General features: G+C 69.9%; 16 protein-coding genes and 1 tRNA gene. 6 read left to right on the top strand and 11 right to left on the bottom strand.

Annotated elements, in window-relative coordinates:
• The first annotated feature begins 79 nt into the window (after positions 1–79).
• From ABZV06_RS03535 to ABZV06_RS03510, 6 genes are read left to right on the top strand one after another with little or no spacing between them, the layout of a single operon-like run.
• Positions 80–334 carry a hypothetical protein gene (locus ABZV06_RS03535; RefSeq protein ID WP_355235421.1) on the top strand — a complete coding sequence of 85 codons (255 nt, stop codon included), beginning with the start codon at positions 80–82 and terminating at the stop codon, positions 332–334.
• Complete coding sequence (gene eccD / locus ABZV06_RS03530; protein WP_355235424.1) at positions 331–1,659, top strand: type VII secretion integral membrane protein EccD; 1,329 nt, start codon at positions 331–333, stop codon at positions 1,657–1,659. The genes ABZV06_RS03535 and eccD overlap by 4 nt, the downstream gene beginning before the upstream one ends.
• Positions 1,660–1,672: 13 nt before the next feature.
• On the top strand, positions 1,673–2,611 hold the full coding sequence (locus ABZV06_RS03525; RefSeq protein ID WP_355235426.1) for a hypothetical protein: 939 nt from the start codon (positions 1,673–1,675) through the stop codon (positions 2,609–2,611).
• A 15-nt stretch (positions 2,612–2,626) separates the two neighbouring features.
• Entirely contained in the window at positions 2,627–6,583 is a 3,957-nt protein-coding gene (gene eccCa / locus ABZV06_RS03520) for a type VII secretion protein EccCa (RefSeq protein WP_355618286.1), read from the top strand.
• Positions 6,583–6,942, top strand: coding sequence for a hypothetical protein (locus tag ABZV06_RS03515; RefSeq protein WP_355618283.1), 360 nt, complete (start codon positions 6,583–6,585; stop codon positions 6,940–6,942). Before eccCa ends, ABZV06_RS03515 begins: the two co-directional genes overlap by 1 nt.
• On the top strand, positions 6,939–7,892 hold the full coding sequence (locus ABZV06_RS03510) for a DUF6177 family protein (protein WP_355618281.1): 954 nt from the start codon (positions 6,939–6,941) through the stop codon (positions 7,890–7,892). The genes ABZV06_RS03515 and ABZV06_RS03510 overlap by 4 nt, the downstream gene beginning before the upstream one ends.
• Before the next feature lie 153 nt (positions 7,893–8,045).
• Here the strand turns inward: ABZV06_RS03510 and ABZV06_RS03505 are convergent, their stop codons facing one another.
• The 11 genes from ABZV06_RS03505 to ABZV06_RS03455 form a co-directional block, all read right to left on the bottom strand.
• The gene (locus ABZV06_RS03505; protein ID WP_355618278.1) at positions 8,046–8,738 is read right to left on the bottom strand and encodes a hypothetical protein; all 693 of its coding nucleotides are present in this window, start codon (positions 8,736–8,738) and stop codon (positions 8,046–8,048) included.
• Between the two features lie 155 nt (positions 8,739–8,893).
• The gene (locus tag ABZV06_RS03500) at positions 8,894–9,148 is read right to left on the bottom strand and encodes a hypothetical protein (protein WP_355618275.1); all 255 of its coding nucleotides are present in this window, start codon (positions 9,146–9,148) and stop codon (positions 8,894–8,896) included.
• A 129-nt stretch (positions 9,149–9,277) separates the two neighbouring features.
• Positions 9,278–9,970, bottom strand: coding sequence for a hypothetical protein (locus tag ABZV06_RS03495; RefSeq protein WP_355618272.1), 693 nt, complete (start codon positions 9,968–9,970; stop codon positions 9,278–9,280).
• The gene (locus tag ABZV06_RS03490; protein ID WP_355618269.1) at positions 9,967–12,363 is read right to left on the bottom strand and encodes a hypothetical protein; all 2,397 of its coding nucleotides are present in this window, start codon (positions 12,361–12,363) and stop codon (positions 9,967–9,969) included. Before ABZV06_RS03490 ends, ABZV06_RS03495 begins: the two co-directional genes overlap by 4 nt.
• Positions 12,360–12,719, bottom strand: coding sequence for a DUF6507 family protein (locus tag ABZV06_RS03485; RefSeq protein ID WP_355235452.1), 360 nt, complete (start codon positions 12,717–12,719; stop codon positions 12,360–12,362). Before ABZV06_RS03485 ends, ABZV06_RS03490 begins: the two co-directional genes overlap by 4 nt.
• Before the next feature lie 38 nt (positions 12,720–12,757).
• The gene (locus ABZV06_RS03480) at positions 12,758–13,060 is read right to left on the bottom strand and encodes a pore-forming ESAT-6 family protein (RefSeq protein WP_355049252.1); all 303 of its coding nucleotides are present in this window, start codon (positions 13,058–13,060) and stop codon (positions 12,758–12,760) included.
• Positions 13,061–13,077: 17 nt separating this feature from the next.
• Positions 13,078–13,413 carry a hypothetical protein gene (locus ABZV06_RS03475; RefSeq protein WP_355235458.1) on the bottom strand — a complete coding sequence of 112 codons (336 nt, stop codon included), beginning with the start codon at positions 13,411–13,413 and terminating at the stop codon, positions 13,078–13,080.
• Positions 13,414–13,679: 266 nt separating this feature from the next.
• Positions 13,680–14,534, bottom strand: a complete 855-nt coding sequence (locus tag ABZV06_RS03470) for a hypothetical protein (RefSeq protein ID WP_355618266.1) — start codon at positions 14,532–14,534, stop codon at positions 13,680–13,682.
• Complete coding sequence (locus ABZV06_RS03465) at positions 14,531–15,406, bottom strand: ATP-binding cassette domain-containing protein (RefSeq protein WP_355618263.1); 876 nt, start codon at positions 15,404–15,406, stop codon at positions 14,531–14,533. Before ABZV06_RS03465 ends, ABZV06_RS03470 begins: the two co-directional genes overlap by 4 nt.
• Before the next feature lie 4 nt (positions 15,407–15,410).
• Positions 15,411–15,821, bottom strand: coding sequence for a GntR family transcriptional regulator (locus tag ABZV06_RS03460; RefSeq protein ID WP_355618260.1), 411 nt, complete (start codon positions 15,819–15,821; stop codon positions 15,411–15,413).
• A gap of 148 nt (positions 15,822–15,969) precedes the next feature.
• Positions 15,970–16,043 (bottom strand) — tRNA-Thr (locus ABZV06_RS03455).
• Positions 16,044–16,178: the final 135 nt, after the last annotated feature.

Genomic DNA, 16,178 nt, shown 5'->3' with positions numbered 1-16,178 from the left:
GTACCGGCGTGGCGGGCGCACCCGGCGGCGCGTGATCGCCGCCCCCGACCGGATTAGCGATCGTGGATAGAATCTAGCCGTGGCTCGGGAATTCGACACTCAGCTCATCGAGTCGGTCGCGGTTCGCCGCGCCCGCATGCGTGAGCTGCTGCTGTGGGGCAGGCAGCGCCGGGTCCGCGCCACCGGCGACGGTTTCCGGTGGCTGCGCACCGGTCTCGTGTTGTCGGCGGTGGCCTGCGCGGTGTGCGTGGGCTGGTCCTTCCTGCAGAACGTGGTCGCCGAGCAGCAGAAGGCACGCAACCCGCCAGCGGTCCAGCCGACGGGCCAGCGATGACCGGCCCGCAGACCCTCGCATCCGCCGGTCACCTCAGTCGGGTGACCCTCGCCGGGCCGCACCGCCGCATCGACCTCGTGCTGCCCGCCGACGAGCCGCTCGGCCTGCTGCTGCCCGAGGTCGTCGTCCTCGTCGGCCACCCGCCGACGGACGATTCGCGCGGCTACCAGATCAGCACCCTCGACGGTACGGTGCTCGACCCGGCCGGCAGCCTGCGACAGGCGGCCGTCCCCGACGGCTCGCTGTTACGGGTCGACCCGATCTCCGAGGCGCCGCCGGCGGCGATCGTCCACGACGTCTCCGACGAGGTCGGCGACGACCTCACCCGTCGACACGGCCGGTGGGGCGACGTCCCGCGAACGTGGACCGCCACCACCGCCTGCGTGGTGGCCGCCACGATGGCGGCACTGCTCTCCGGCCCACGGCTCGGCCCCGCGGTGATCGGCCTCGTCGGCGGCGTGGTCGCCCTGTCCGGCCTCCTCGTCTCGATGCTCGGGCGACGGACCGTCGGGGTGGCGGTGCTGCTCAGCGGTGCCGCGATGGTGATGACCGCCGTGCCCGGCTGGACCGACGACCGCACCGCCCGCTGGGCTCTGTGGGCCGTGGTGATCGGCTGCACGGTCCTGGCCGTGGGCACGGCGACGGGCAATGGGCGTGCCGGCGTCCTCGGAGGCGGGACGGCAGTGGTCCTGGTCGCGGGCTGGAGCATCGCCCTACTGCTCGGCATGTCCGCCGAGCGGGCCGCGGCGGTGATGGCGATCGTGTCGGTGGGCGTGCTGGGGCTGCTACCCCGGTTCGCGATGATCGCGTCGGGCCTCACCCGTCTCGACGACCGACGCAGCAACGACGAGCCGGTGAGCCGCGTATCGGTACAGGCCGCCGTCGACTCCGCGCATCGAGGCCTGGCCGTCGCGGCGATCGCGGCGGCGACATCGGCAACACTCGCCGGGCTCGCCCTGGCGTCGACGCCCGGCCCGTGGCGGCTGGCGCTGGCAGTTCTGGTGGCCGCCGCCCTACTGCTGCGAATGCGCGCCTTCCCGCTGGCGGCCGAGGTGGTGGCGCTGGTGACCGGCGCGCTGGCCGTCGTGGGCGGCCTGCTGCTGTGCTGGATACGCCAGCGGCCCGACACCTGGTGGGCCACCGCCGTAGCGGCCCTCGGTGTCTGCGCGGTGACCCTGGCGATCCTGGCGTACCGGCCGCCGCCACACGTCCTGGCGCGAGGCCGGCAGATCGCCGACCGCGTCGAGGCCCTGACCGTGATGGCACTGGTGCCCGTCGCCGTCGGGGTGTTCGGGCTCTACTCGCGACTTCTCGACACCTTCTGACGGAGGCGGTGGCATGAGCGCTCCACCGGTGCCGCGCACTGCGCCGCCGACCGGCCCCTCGACGGCGGAGCCGGACGACCTGCCGATCTCGCGCAGGCCGCCCTCCGGCGACTCCGCGCTACGGCGTACGTGGCGCAGCGCCAGCCAGATGTTCACCAGCGGGCAGCAGACCCGGGAACTCGCCGATCTCGCCGCCGAGGTGCAGGCGCCCGTACACACCGGCCGGCGCATCGCGGTGGCCTCCGTCCAGGGCGGCGCGGGGAAGTCCACGGTTGCGGCGCTGCTGGCAACGGTGTTCGCGGCGCGACGCGCCGATCCGGTGCTCGCCGCGGACGCCGACCCGTACGAGGGCTCGCTGACCTGGCGGCTCGGGGTGCCGAGCGACCCGTCCCTACAGCAGCTCGCACCCGGCCTGCTCGCGGCGCGGGGTAGCGACCTGCGCGCGCTCGAACCACTCCTCCCCCGCACCGGTACGGGTCTGTGGGTGCTGCCCGGCGGCACCACCAACCCCAACCTGTGCACCGCTGTCACGCGGGCGCTGTCGCGCCTCTTCGCCGTCACCGTCACCGACTGCCCGCCCGGCCTGGAGGCCCGCACCCCGGCGGGGGTGATGGCCGACGCGCACGCGGTGGTGCTCGTCGCGGCCGCGACACCCGACGGGGTTCGGGGCACCTACCAGGCGCTGCGCCGGATCGTCGACGACGGGTACGGGACGTGGCTGGAGCGGGTGGTCGTCGTACTGGGCGCGGGCAACCCGCACGGCCGCTCGACGTTGATCCACGGTGCGGCACGTGAGCTGATCGGGCAGACCGGCGTGCCGGTGGTGGTCCTGCCCTACGACCGTCACCTGGCCGCCGGCGCGCTCATCACACCGTCGCGGATCGGCGAGGCGACGCTCGTGGAGGTGACCCGCGCCGCCGCGTTGGCCCTGACCCGCGCTCGGCAGATGTGACCGGAGGACCCCTGTATGTCGACGCGCATGGTTCATCGCCCCGCCCGGATGGCCCGCCCGATGTCCACCATGGACCCGCTCGTCCTGGACCCGCCCCCGCAACTGCCCGACGGCAAATCCGCGATGGGGATCCAGGCGCTGCTGCCGATGGCCGGTGCGGGTGTGGCCATGAGCATGATGATGTTCCTGCGCGGCTCCGGGTTCGCGGCGCTGGGCGCTGTGGTCATGGTGGCGGCGCTGGGCGCGGCCGGGGCGATGTACCTCACCCAGTTGGGCAAGGCAGGCCGACAGCGCCGGGCGCAGCGTGAGCGCTACCAGGATTATCTGGAGGAACTGCGCGACCAGTTGCGCGAGACCGAACAGCGTCTCCGCGATGAGGCGAACCTCCTCGACCCGCCGGTGAACCGCCTGCTCGACGTGATCCGCAGCCCGGCCCGGCTGTGGGAGCGCCGACGCGCCGACATCGACTTCCTGCACGTACGACTGGGCATGGGCGCGCTGCCCGTACGGCCGATCGAGCTGCGCGAGCAGAGCACTCCCACCAATCCGCTCGATCCCTTCATGCGCCACGAGGCGCGTTCGCTGATGCGCCGCTTCGCGCTGACACCGGGGCTACCACTGCGGGCGAACCTCGACTGTGCCGGGGATGTCAGCGTGATCGCGCCGAACCACGCCGAGGCCGTCGCCCTCGCCAGGGCGATCCTCGTGCAGGTCGCCACGTTCCACGCGCCGGACGACGTGACCCTCGCGATCATCACCACTCCGGAGCGTGCCCGGGACTGGCGGTGGGCCCGGTGGCTGCCACACCTGCTCGACCGGACCTCGATCGGCCCGTCCGGCCCGACGCCGCTGCTGGTCACCACGGCACAGACGCTCGCCGAACTGCTCCGCGAGGACCTGGAGGAGCGGACCACGAGCGCCCTCAAGTCGTTCCGCCACGGTGTCGGACGCACGGAGGCGAAGGCCCGGCCGCGCCTGCTGGTCATCGACGACGCGCACGGCGAGCTGGCCCGCGTACTGGCCAGCCCCGACCCGACGGTCGGTCTGGCCAGCCTCGGTGTCACCGTGGTACACCTGCTCTCCGACCGGCTGCACGAACCCGGCGACGTCTCCCGCCGGATCACCGTTGACGGCGACTCGGTCACCCTGGAAGACCTGAGCGCGTCCCCGGCGGTGACCGTACGCGGCACCCTCGACGAGGCACCGGGTCCGCTCGTGGAGGGACTGGCCCGCAGCATCGCCCCACTGCGGTTGTCCGCCGATTCCTACGACGACGGCACCGGCACACCACCGGCCGACTTCCAGGAACTGCTGGGCCTGTCCGACCTCGCCGACCTGGATCTGGTCAGCCTCTGGCGGCCCCGCGGCGAGCGGGACTTCCTCCGCGTCCCGATCGGGGTCGATCCCGCGGGGCGTCCGGTGCTGCTCGACCTCAAGGAGCCCGCGCAGCTCGGCATGGGGCCGCACGGACTGTGCGTCGGAGCGACCGGTTCGGGCAAGAGCGAACTGCTGCGTACGCTCGTGCTCGCCCTGGCGGCGAGTCATCCGCCGGAGCGGATGGCGATGGTCCTCGTGGACTACAAGGGTGGTGCCACCTTCGCACCGTTCGGCGAGTTGCCGCACCTGGCCGGGCTGATCACCAACCTGGCCGCCGACGCGGCGCTGGTGGAACGGATGTACACCAGCCTCGACGGCGAGGTGCAGCGCCGCCAGCAGATGCTCGCCGACGCGGGCAAGGTCACCGACATCACCGAGTACCACATGCTCCGCGCGGCGCAGGGCGAGCAGACCGACCTGCCCCCGCTGCCCCACCTGCTGGTGCTCATCGACGAGTTCGGTGAACTGCTCGCCGCCAAGTCGGAGTTCATCGACCTGTTCCTGCGGATCGGCCGGATCGGTCGGTCCATCGGTGTCCACCTGCTGCTGTCCAGCCAGCGCGTCGAACAGGGCAAGATGCGCGGCCTGGAGAACTACCTCGCCTACCGGATCGGCCTGCGTACGCTCACCGAGATCGAGTCGCGCACGGTGCTCGACACGGTCGACGCGTTCCACCTGCCGCCGCTGCCCGGTAACGGCTACCTGAAGGTCGACGTGTCGATCTACCAGCGGTTCAAGGCCGCCTACGTGTCCGGGCCACTCGACGACGGCGCGAATGACGAACTCGCCCCGATCGTCGGGCCGCTGGCGAAGCCGATGCCGATGTTCGGCACCGCGTTGACCGACGTCGAGGACGTGCCGGACGAGCCCAGGGCCACCCGACGTACCACCGGGCCGACTCTGCTGTCCACTGTGGTACGCCAGATGGCGGCGAGCGGGCAGAGCGTGGCGGCGATCTGGCTTCCGCCCCTGCCGCCCCTGCTCACCCTCGACGAGGTTGGCGGTGGAGTGATCACCACACCGGACGGCGTACGTCTGGAAGTCGCCGTTGCGTCCGGCGGTGGCCTGCCGGTTCCACTGGGCCGTCTCGACGATCCGGCCCGCCAGTGGCAGGGGCCCTGGGTGTTGAACCTGGCGGGGAGCGGCGGCAACCTGCTCATCCTCGGCGGGCCCGGCAGCGGCAAGACGACGGCGCTGCGGACCCTCGCGCTCGGCCTGGCCACCACCCACCGCCCCACCGACGTCGGGATCTACGGCATCGACCTGCTGGGGAACGGTCTGTCCGGGCTCACCGAACTGCCCCACGTCGGCGGCGTCGCCAGCCGCGAGGACCGTGAACGCGTCCGCCGTGTCGTCGACGAGGTACACGCGATGCTCGCCCAGCGACAGCGCATCTTCAACCGGCACCAGTTCGACACGGTCGAGGACCTGCGCGGGGCCGACGAGAGCGTGCGGACCGAGGTCGGCTGCGTCGACGTGGTGTTGCTGATCGACGGGTACGGCCAGCTCAACGCGGAGTTCGAGAGCCTCGAGACCAAGGTGCACGCCCTGCTCGCCCGAGGCGGCCGTTACGGCATCCACGTGATCGGCACGGCCCGACGGTGGAGCGAGGTCCGCGCGGCGCAGCAGGTCGCCTTCGCCAACCGGGTCGAGCTGCGGCTCACGGACCCCGCCGAGTCGAGCATCGACGGCAGGCAGGCTCGCGCCGTCCCCAAGGATCAGCCCGGCCGGGCGCTGACCAGCGAGAAGCTGTTCGCGCAGGTCGCGCTACCCCGCCTGGACGGAGTCGCCGACCCGGCCAACGCCGGTCTGGTCGCGGCCGCCCGATCGGTGCGGGAAGCCTGGACCGGCGCGCTACCGCCGCCTGTGCGGGTCCTACCCGCCGTGCTCCCGGTGGCCGACCTGGCCGGTACCCCCTCCGGCCACGGAGTGGTCCCGCTCGGGCGCTACGAGCACGACTTCTCCCCCGCAGCCCTCGACCTCTTCGGCCGCGACCAGCACCTCCTCGTTCTCGGGGACCCCCGGACGGGCAAGACGAACCTGCTGCGGCTCGTCGCCGAGGAGCTGATGAGTCAGTACGACTCCGAGGAACTGGTCTTCGCCGTGTTCGACCCCCGCCGCGCCCTCGCCGAGGTCGTGCCCGACTCCTACTGCGGTGGGTACGCCACGAACCCGGCGCTCGCCCAGCAACTGTCCCGAGCCGTCACCGACGAACTGGCGAAACGGCAGTCGCCCGAGGCGGCGCGTACCCGGATCGTGCTGCTCATCGACGACTACGACATCCTCGCCGCCTCGGCCACGCAGCCGCTCGGCGCACTGGTCCCGTACGTGGCGGCCGGGCGCGACACCGGTCTGCACGTCGTGATGGCCCGACGGGTGGCCGGCGCCTCACGCGGCCTGTTCGAACCCTTCCCGCTGGCCGTACGGGAGGCCGGCTGCCTCAGCCTGCTCATGTCGGGCGACCGGACGGAGGGCCAACTGTTCTCCGGCGTGCGGCCCATGGTCCTGCCGACCGGCCGCGCGCAACTGATCCGTCCCGGCGACAACCCCCGCGTGGTGCAGACCGCCTACACCGGCGAGACCAAGGAGCACTGATGACATTCGACACGGTGGCGTTGTGCCGGGCCGAGCCCGATGCCGCAACGATGCTCGGTGCCCTGCTCGCGGCCGGCTCCGAGCTGAAGATGGACACCGTCGAGGCGGCCGGACTGGTGCAACTGTTCGACCCTGTCGACGGCCGGCTGCTGCTGAGCGTCGAGGCCGCGCGTCTGGTGCGCGTACCCGGCGAGGCACAGCGGCTACTGGGCCTGGCCGCCACCGACGACGTACCCCAGCCGATCTGGTGGGTGGAGAGCCGGGCGCCGGGCGCGGACCCGCAGGCGGCGGAGGTCGCCCGTCGCTTCACCGCCGCGCTGGTCGAGAGCACGGGAGGGCTGACATGGGAGAGCCGATGAACGGTACGACCGACACGATCACCGATCGTGCGGTCGTCCTGCACCAGGACCGTGCCGTGGTCGGCCTTGCGCCGTGGCTCGCGCAGGCCGCCGTCGACGCGGTACGCGACGGTCTGCTGCTCCAGGTCGTCACGCCGGCTGACGGCGTCATCACGTACCCGTTCGAGACGATGCTCGCCCAGGCACAGGGGCAGTGGATCGTGCGGGCGGGCGACCAGTACCGCGACGGGCTGACCGGGCTGCCGTTGCAGTGGGACGGCCAACGCTTCGCCAGGTCAGACGCCGCGCAGCCCGCCGATCCGTTGCCCACCGACGAACCGTGGACGGGCGGCCTGGAAGTCCAGATCGTCACCGTGCACCCGGCCACCGAGGCCCTCCGGCTGGGTGCCAGCACGGAAGCCGCCGTCCGCGCCCTCACCGGCGGCGATCCGGCCGGCTGGGGCGTCGCGGAACCCGTCACCGAGCCGTGGTCACGCCACGAGCTGACGGCGTTCTGTCGTACCCGCGCGCCGGCACCCACCAGCCTGACCATCGTCGGCGGCGAGCGCGAGTCGGCGACGCTCGGAGTTCTGACGGTCGAGCGGGTCGACGTCGGTGTCCGCGAACAGCTCCGACTGGCCGGCCCACCACTGTCGGTCGTCGACGCGACGACGATCGAAGGGCTCGCCGAGAAACTGGCCGGTACCGCCCGCAGCATGATCGTGTCCGTGCATCCGGGCCGGTCCGGTGGGCTGCGCTCCAGCACGCCGAGCATGCCGGCGCTGCCGTGGGGAATTCTGGTCGGCCATCAGGAGAGGCCCGTCGAGTCCGAACAGGAACTCGTCGTGGGCCGCGCCCTCGGGAGGGGTGCTCGGCGCGCGTGGTGGTATCGACTCGACGGTGGTCCTGGTGCGCCGTACGAGACGCTCGGCGCGGTGGTGCGCCGCTACGGTCTGAACGTCCCCCGCTGACCGTCGGCTCGGTCGACGGACTCGAGGATCCGCTGAAGGCCCCGGACGAGGTACCTGGGCCGGTAGCCCAGCCCTTCCAGCTCAGCGACCATCTTCCGCGCGGCTGGTTCGTCCGACTGGCCTCGGCGGAAGTAGCCTCAAAGCAGTGACGGCCTAGGCTCGCGCGCGCTCGCTGTCGATGAGCCACCGCTTGCTTGCCGCCTCGGCACGCGCCTTCTCGTGCAGGTCCGGATCATTCGCCAACTGGTCAAAATAGTCACGCTCATCCGACCCGCCGAGACTCAGAATCACCGGAATTGTGTCGATCGTGTGACGCCACGGCAGGCGCCGCGTGGCCGCCTTGAGGAGATCGAGCGCCCTGGCGCGCTCTACGACATCCAGATGATCCCGTGCGACCCAACTAAGCCAACGGAGCAGATCCAGGGTCAGACCATTGACGATGAAAGTCGCCCACATCTGCCCTACCGCCTCGATGAACTCATCCGAGGGCTCGGTCCACGTGACGTCGAGGATCTCCGCCACGTCCCCCTCCTGCAGCCAGTCACGCACGTTCGCGCGCGTCACGTCGGCGAGGGTCGGCAGCCGCCGCATGAGCCTCACCTGCAGCAGGAACCAGTCGTCGTCGAAGAACGCCTCGGGCAGCCCCCAGGTCGGGTCCTCGCCATAACGAGCGGCCGAATTCACCTGGAACGCCAGACACGCTTCCAGGGCCGAGAGTGCCAGCGCCCGCTGCTCAGGATCAGCCGGCAGGTCCCTGATCACGGGGTGACGTCGACCTGATTCCGCCGCCTGCCACGAGGGCGGCAGGCTGGCCAACAGTTCGGGCTCTATCAGAGCATCACTCACGGAAAGATCAACTCCATAGGGCTTGAGGGATTGGCGTGCCACGGGTGACGTATGCATGCACGCCGTCTTCGCCAGCCGCGAGTTAACTGGCGACGGCGGTCGGGAACTCGGCGACGACCTAAGGAGCCACTTCTACTTCGCGCGGCGGGCCGACCCTAGACCTCTGCGCGCATGCATTCGTCGAACGTGATGTCGCCATACTCGTCCCCGCCGATCTCGCGGTAGCCCGCGATCTCGTCGAACTCCGGGTCGTCGCTGAACTTGATGACCAACTCGGCACCGGCGGTCTCGGCGAGAAACTTCCCGCCGACAGAGAATCCTTTGACCGCGCCACTCTCGTCTCTGAGCCGCTTACCAAGCCCGATGATCAACTTGCGAGACGGGCAGACCAGGTAGCTCGAAATACTCATGACCCTCCCCAACCTGCGCCCGAGACGGTCGTCGATCGATCACCGCCGAGGCGGCAGGCTCGGCGTCCCAGCTGCACTTCTCCGGCGAGCCGGCGACTGGCTGCGCCGAAACCTCCAGGAGCTCCCCCACTAGCTCGGCTCGCGGCGGCCGATGAACGCGCTCACACTCTCCGCCTCGGCGCGGGTCTTCTCGTGGAGGCCCGGATCGTTCGCCAGACGATCGAAGTAGCCCTTCTCCTCCGAGTCGTCGAGATCGAGAATCGCCGGCATGGTGACGATCGTCAGACGCCACTGCAGACGAGGTGTGGCCTCCTTGAGAAGGTTGACCACCCGGGCTCGTTCCGAATCGTCCAGCTGGTCAGGCCCCACACCGCGGAACCAGCGGACCAGGCTTTCTGTCGCTCCCTGCAGGATGAAGAAGGCCCATGATCGACCAATGCTGTCGATGACCTCGTCCGGTGGCGTCGTCCACGTGACGCCGAAGACGTCCTCCGAGTCCAGGTACGCGTCGGCCCAGGCGCGCACGTTCTCGGGCGTGACGTCGGCGAGAGTCGGCATCGACTGCTTCAGCCGCGTGTAGAGAATGAACCAGTAGTCGTCGAAGAACTCCTTGGGAAGCCCCCAATCGGTCTCGTCGCCGTAACGGTCCCGGACGTCCACCAGATAGGCGAGGCACGTCTCCAACGCCCGTAGGGCTTCGGCCCGCTGCGGTGGGTTGGGCGGCAGCTCCCGCGTCGCCTTTCCACGCTCGACGGGATCCGCCAGCCGCCATGGGACTGGCACGGCGGCCAGCATTTCGGGGGCAACCCAGGGATCGGTCACAGGAAATCAACTCCGTAGGGCCTGAGGAAGTCACGTGCCGCGTCGAGATTCGGCAGGTGCTCGCCGAACCAGGCGCCCGGCTTGCGCATCGGATGCGCCGGGTCGGCTGCGGCCCGCTCCACCGCCTCCTGCAGCGCGGTCAACTGCTGCGGGGTCAAGGTACGTCCACCGATGGTAATCGGTACGTTCTGATCGGCGAGCCGTTCAATCGCCATTTGTGGAGGATCGTTACCAGCGCGGCTGAAGAGCCCCGTCCAGCCCTCATCGGTGCCGACCCGAACGCTCACCTCACGTCCCGGGGCACCGTCACGCCAGTCGAGCATGCGTTCCAACTGAGCGGGATCGGATCGGAACTTGTTGGCCACGGTCTGTGCGGTGGCCTTGACCTCCGTCACGTGAACGTTGCCGTCAGCGGTTTGGTAGACGAGATCGCTTTCGGGGATACGCCCGGTGTCGACGACCGTGCCGTTGCCCAGGTTGACTCGTTCACCGGCGACGACGTTCAGACCGATTCTGCTGCCGGGCGCCAGATCGCCGCTCTGCAGCACCTCGTTTGCGGCACGCAGCTCCGTCGCCGCCCCCTCGAAGGCAGACCGGTCCCCGCTGAGGTTGTTGAGCACGTCGCGGAAAATGTCTCCCTGCCGGTCGACGCCTCCCGCCAGCCGCCCGGAGTCCTGGAGGTCCATGAAGTCCCGCGCCGCCTGGTTGGCCATGCCGTCCGGCAGGTCGGTACGAGAGAGCAAATCTTGCACTTGAGCCCGCGCTGCGGGATCGAGCCGCTCGGCCTGATCAACGAAGCGCTGCTGCTCATCCGGCGTGAGATCCCGCCCGCGATCGGGGTTGCCTCCGCCCTGCGGGTTCCCGTCGGGGGCGTTGCCGTCCGGCAGGTTGCCACCAGGCCCGTTGCCGTCCGGCAGGTTGCCACCAGGCCCGTTGCCGTCCGGCAGGTTGCCACCAGGCCCGTTGCCGTCTGGGAGGTTGCCACCAGGGGTGTTGCCCTCCGGCAGGTTGCCGCCCGGGGTGTTGCCTTCCGGGATGTGCCCACCGGGGGCGTTGCCGTCCGGGATGTGCCCACCGGGCGTCAGGTCACCTGGGACGTGACCGCCTGGCGTGTTCCCGCCAGGCAGGTGGCCGCCTGGGCCGTTACCGCCGTCCATGTGCATCGCGTCGCCACCGCGGACGTGGGGCATCTCGACATCGAAGCCACGCGCGATCGGCACGTCGCCGGCGATCGCCGGAACCAGCCCGAGCTGCGGGATCTTGATGTCGAACTTCCTGGCGAAGTTGATCGCCACCTCGCCGACGGTGGGCAGCTTGTCGATCCAGTTACCGGTGCGGACCAGCGCGGCGCTGATCCGTGCGGCGGTGGCGCTGCCCCGAATGGTGTTGACCGCAGCGCCCGCGCCACGCAGCCCGGAGGCGGCACCCTTGGTACCCACGATCGCCGAGACGATATTGAAGGTGGCCATGCCGGCCGCCTTCGACTTGTCCTCGCCCCACGTGTCGTACGCGATGATGGTCTTTCCCGCGTTGAGCAGGAGATTGCCCGCCTCACGCTGCTCCATGAACGGCATGCCGACCGTCTGGTCGATCACGATCGTCACCGGGTTGACGTAGATGGAGACCGCCCACACGAACTTGCCGAGCCCCAGCCACGACTGACCGGCGGTGCCCCAGCTCCAGTCGCCGGTGGTGGGATCGCGGCCGATCAGCCCGCCCAGGTCTTGAAGCATGGTGACAAAACTGATGCCCATGCCGACGAAGTACGCCCCCACGTCGCCGAAGAAGCCGCGGTCGTGCTCCTCGGTGCTGCCCCACGGCAGAGCGCCGTCCTCACCGGCGGCGGCGTTCAGCGTGTCGGCGGTGAAGCCGTACTCGCCGTCCTCGGCCTGGCCGTCGGCGTTGTCGGCCCGATACTGACGGCCGCCGTACAGCGCGTTGATTGTGTTGGCGCACTTGCGCTGCGCCTCGAAGAACGCGGCCACCTGCGTGTCCACGGCGGTGATGAGGCCGTTGTGCTTGTCGACCTTGCCCTGGTCCTCGCGCCAGTCCTCGTCGTCCTTGATCGAGCCGACGAACTCCTCCGCCTGGCTCTTCAGCGCGGCGAGTTGAGCCTTGATCTCCTTGACCTCGGTGGCGTACGTGGCCAGAGCGGCCCCGACGGCCTGGATGTCCTCGCCGACGGAGGCCGACACCGTACGCACCGGGCCGGTGGCGGCGAAGAGCTGCGCCGCCTCCGGCGCCTTGTACACCGCCGCCAGCCCCTGCCAGGTGCTGTCGACCGCCTGGCCGGTGTTGGCGAAGTCCACGCCGACGGTCCGGACCGTCTGGGCATGGGTAGCCAGCGTGTCCATGTTGCCGGGGATCTGCGGAATCTCCCCAGGGTTGATCATCGGGGCACCGCCCCACGGCCCGGCCCCGGCATCGTGGCCGACGGGTCGGGTGCCGCCGCGGCGCTGCGCTGCGCGTTCGCGGCCATCTCGAGATCACCTTCGACGTAGGCGTTCGTCGCCTGCGCCGCTGCCTGCATGCACGCCCCCGTGCGAGTGAACACGAACTCGAGATCCGTCCGAATCGACTCGACGAAGCCCTGAAGCGCCTGGCCCACGATCTCCGAACTGGACTCGGTGGCGGATCCCTCCAACGCCGAGTTCAAGCTCGTCATCTGCCCCTCGAAGGGCATGGCCGCGGCATGTGTACGAGTCAGGACGTCGCGCACTCCACCGGGGGAGATATCCCACGCGCTCACGCTCGTGCTCCCTCGTCAACAACTCGTCGGATAACGACTCAACCGATCGACTGCACCGCAGAGCGGGCCCGGGACAGCGTGGTGTTCGCCGTCTCGTCGTTCTTGGTCATGGTGGTCTTGACCAGGTCGATGATCGTGCGGACCTCGCCCGCTGCCCGGTTCCACCGGTCCTCGACTGTCCGGTACTCCTCGGACACCCCATCAGCCTGGAAGTCGGCCATGGCGGCGGCGACGTCGGAGCTGCGCTGCGAGATCAACGACTCGAGCCGCCCGATGATGCCGGCGAGGTCACCTTGAACCTGCTGCGAGGTGCCGGTGTCGAAACTGCGTCGGTCTGTCATGACTGTCACTCCCCGTGTCAGCGGCTGCTGGAGAACCTGGCGGCGTCGAAGTTCGCGGTGCCCTCGGACGACCTGGCGTTGTCCGACATTTCGGTGTCACCCTGGCCGAACGAGGAGTCCATCCCACCCTGGCCGCCGAGAATCGCACCGAGAGCCGAGTTGAGTTCGGCGGTGATCGAATCGGCATTGGCCTTGAACGAATCGAACGCCACACGTCCGGCCCCGTTGAAGTTGCCCTGCAACGGCTCCGCCGCGGTGATCAACTGCTTGATCAGAGAACCGAGATCATCGGATGACCCCTGCGTCTGCTTGGTCAGACTGCCGAGCGTCTGCGCCCCCATGTCGAACTTCATGCCACCCCTCCCGGTCATCGGTCCAACGTCCGCCATCAATGCTACGAGGTTCGCGCCACATCTACGCCAACTGATTCGACACAGGTCGATAACTGTGGGTGGTTGCCGGATAGGCCAACGGGCAACCCGACCGTCGACCTACGCCTCGAAGGTCGCGCTCCCCGACCTGTCATCGATCATCGAGGTTCGTCCCTGGACTGCACGAGGGTCCGGCCGACGACGATGTGCCGTGGCCCTTCGGGTGCACGATCCGCTGTCCGTCGACCTCAAGACCCACGGGATTGCTCGACGCCCTCCGCAGAGGTGTGGGTCGGACCAGACGGTGCGATGATCCGCCGTCCGAGGAGCACCGTGACGGCCGTGCCGGCGGCAAGTGCGAGCGCCGCGAACGTCGCGGTCTCGTCCTCGGTCAGGGTGCCGAACATCATGGAGAGGGGTCCGGACCACGACGTGAGCACCACGGCCAGCAGGCCGAGCAGCAGGCCGCCGATCTGCGCGGCGACCAGCGCCACGGGCCACGCCGCGACCGTGAGAGCCAGGGTACGCAGCGTGCGGCCGACGGCCAGGCCGATGATGCCGGCCAGGGCGGTGATGAACACGGTCTGCATCACCATGAAGCCGATGTTGTTCCGGTGGAGCTCGCGCAGCACCGCGAAGCCGGCATCGTCAAGGATCAACGTGTACCGGGCAGCCGCCAGGCGGAACGGAACGGCTACCGTGACCGCGCCGATCCCGCCGGCCACCAACGCCCAACGGAGCTTGGTGATAAGCCAGCGTAGCCGGGGCACCGACTGGGTGAGCAGGAAGTCGTCGGTCGACTCCTCCCGTTCCCGGGCGAACAGCGGCACGCCCAGGATCAGCCCGAGCAGCAACGGCACGAACGCGGCGACCAGTGCGATGGCCTGGGCCAGGTTCGTCGCCGAACCGGCGGGCAGGCAGCTGACGAGCGGTTCACACAGGCCGGTACGGTCAGCCGCGTAATCCCCGATCACGATGCCGTGCACGTCGGCCTGCTGCCGGATGACATACGCACCGGCCAGCACGAAGGCGGCCGAGGCGACGCTCAGCGCAGCCGCGATGATCAGGTACGGGCGCAGCAGCCGCAGGGCGAGCCAGTTCATGCGGTGGGCACCTTTCGCTCCGGCTGCGGGCCGGCCGCCCGCAGGTAACCCAGGATCAGTTCCTCCAACGCCGGGCGGTGCCATGCCAGGTCAGCCGTCGGGACGGGTCCGGCCGACCGGATCAGGGCAGCGGCGTCGCGGCCCGCGGCGCGGACCTCGATGACCTCCGTGCCGTCGAGCGCACCGAGCTCGCGGCCAGCGCCCACCGCGACCAGGTGGCCGGCCAGCGCCTGTTCCACCTCGATGGCGAGGCGAGTGCGACCTTCGGCCAGCACCACCAGGTGATCACAGACGCCGTCGATATCGGCCACCACATGCGACGAGAGCACCACAGTCGTGCCACGGTCGGCGACGTCCGCCATCAGCACCCCGGCGACCTGGGCCCGGGCGACCGGGTCGAGCGGCGCCAAGGGCTCGTCGAGCAGCAGCAACCGGGGGCGCTTGGCCAGCGCCATCACCAGCGCCAGGCGGGTGCGGTGCCCCGGGGCGAGGTCACCCACCCGGGCTGCGGGCGGTAACGCGGCGTCGTCGGCGAGCTGTTGTGCGTACGCGTGATCCCAGCGCGGATTGAGCCTGCCGCCCAGGACCAGCGTCTGCGCCACCGTCAGCATCGGGTAGAGCGGCGCGTGCTGGGCCACATACCCGATCGAGGGAAGTGCGCGGTCTCCAGTCGGCTCGCCGAACACCCGCACCGCGCCGCGGTCCGGCCGCAGCAGCCCAGCGGCGACGCGTAGAAGCGTGCTCTTGCCGGCCCCGTTGCGTCCGACGATCGCGGTGACGGCACCAGGCGGCACGGTGAGCGAGCAGTCGTCGAGGGCGCGCCGCCCGCCGAAGCGGGAGGTGACCCCCGCGACGTCTAGCGCCGGAGGCACGCGGTCAGCCGACACGGTCAAGCTCCGCCACGACCGGTTCGGGATCCGCCGTCACCTCGGCGAGCAGAGCCTGCATGTCCGAGACGTCCAGACCCGCCGCTCGGGCGCGAAGAGACCAGGCGGCCAGCTCGCGACGCAGCACCTGCCCGTTCTGCGGCAGCGGCGTCAGGTGCTCCCGCACGAACGTGCCGGACCCCTGCCGCGCTTCCACCAGACCCGCCATCTCCAGCTCCCGGTACGCCTTGAGAACGGTGTTGGGATTGATGCCCGTGTGCTCCGAGACCTCCCGGGCGGGCGGCAGCTGATCTCCGGGTGCCAGCCGGCCCATCCAGACCGCCTGGCGGACCTGCTGCATCAGCTGGACATACACGGCGGTCCCGGTCCGCCGGTCGATCCGGAAGATCACCGTGACCACCAATCCATCAATTGACTAGTGGACTGACTGTCCCCGAACCGGTCGACCCTGTCAAGATCGCGACGGACCGCCCACCGTGAGCTGAGGCTGACTGATCATCGATGAAAAATGCCCCGATCAGCGTCTCCGCTGATCGGGGCATCCTCTGAGCCGCCTGACGGAATCGAACCGTCGACCTACGCATTACGAGTGCGTCGCTCTAGCCGACTGAGCTAAGGCGGCAACGATCAGGAAGTGTACGGCACCCGGAGGCCCCAGGCGGAGCGGGATACCCCTGCGGCACTCCGGTCAGCACCAAACGGACAACCACCCCCATCCGGCTAATTACCGGACAGCGCTGCATCCAGACCGGTACTA

Source organism: Micromonospora sp. NPDC005172, assembly GCF_040608555.1.
GTDB lineage: Bacteria > Actinomycetota > Actinomycetes > Mycobacteriales > Micromonosporaceae > Micromonospora.
The sequence above is the reverse complement of the archived record's forward strand: the minus strand, read 5'-3'. Positions and strand labels throughout refer to the sequence as shown.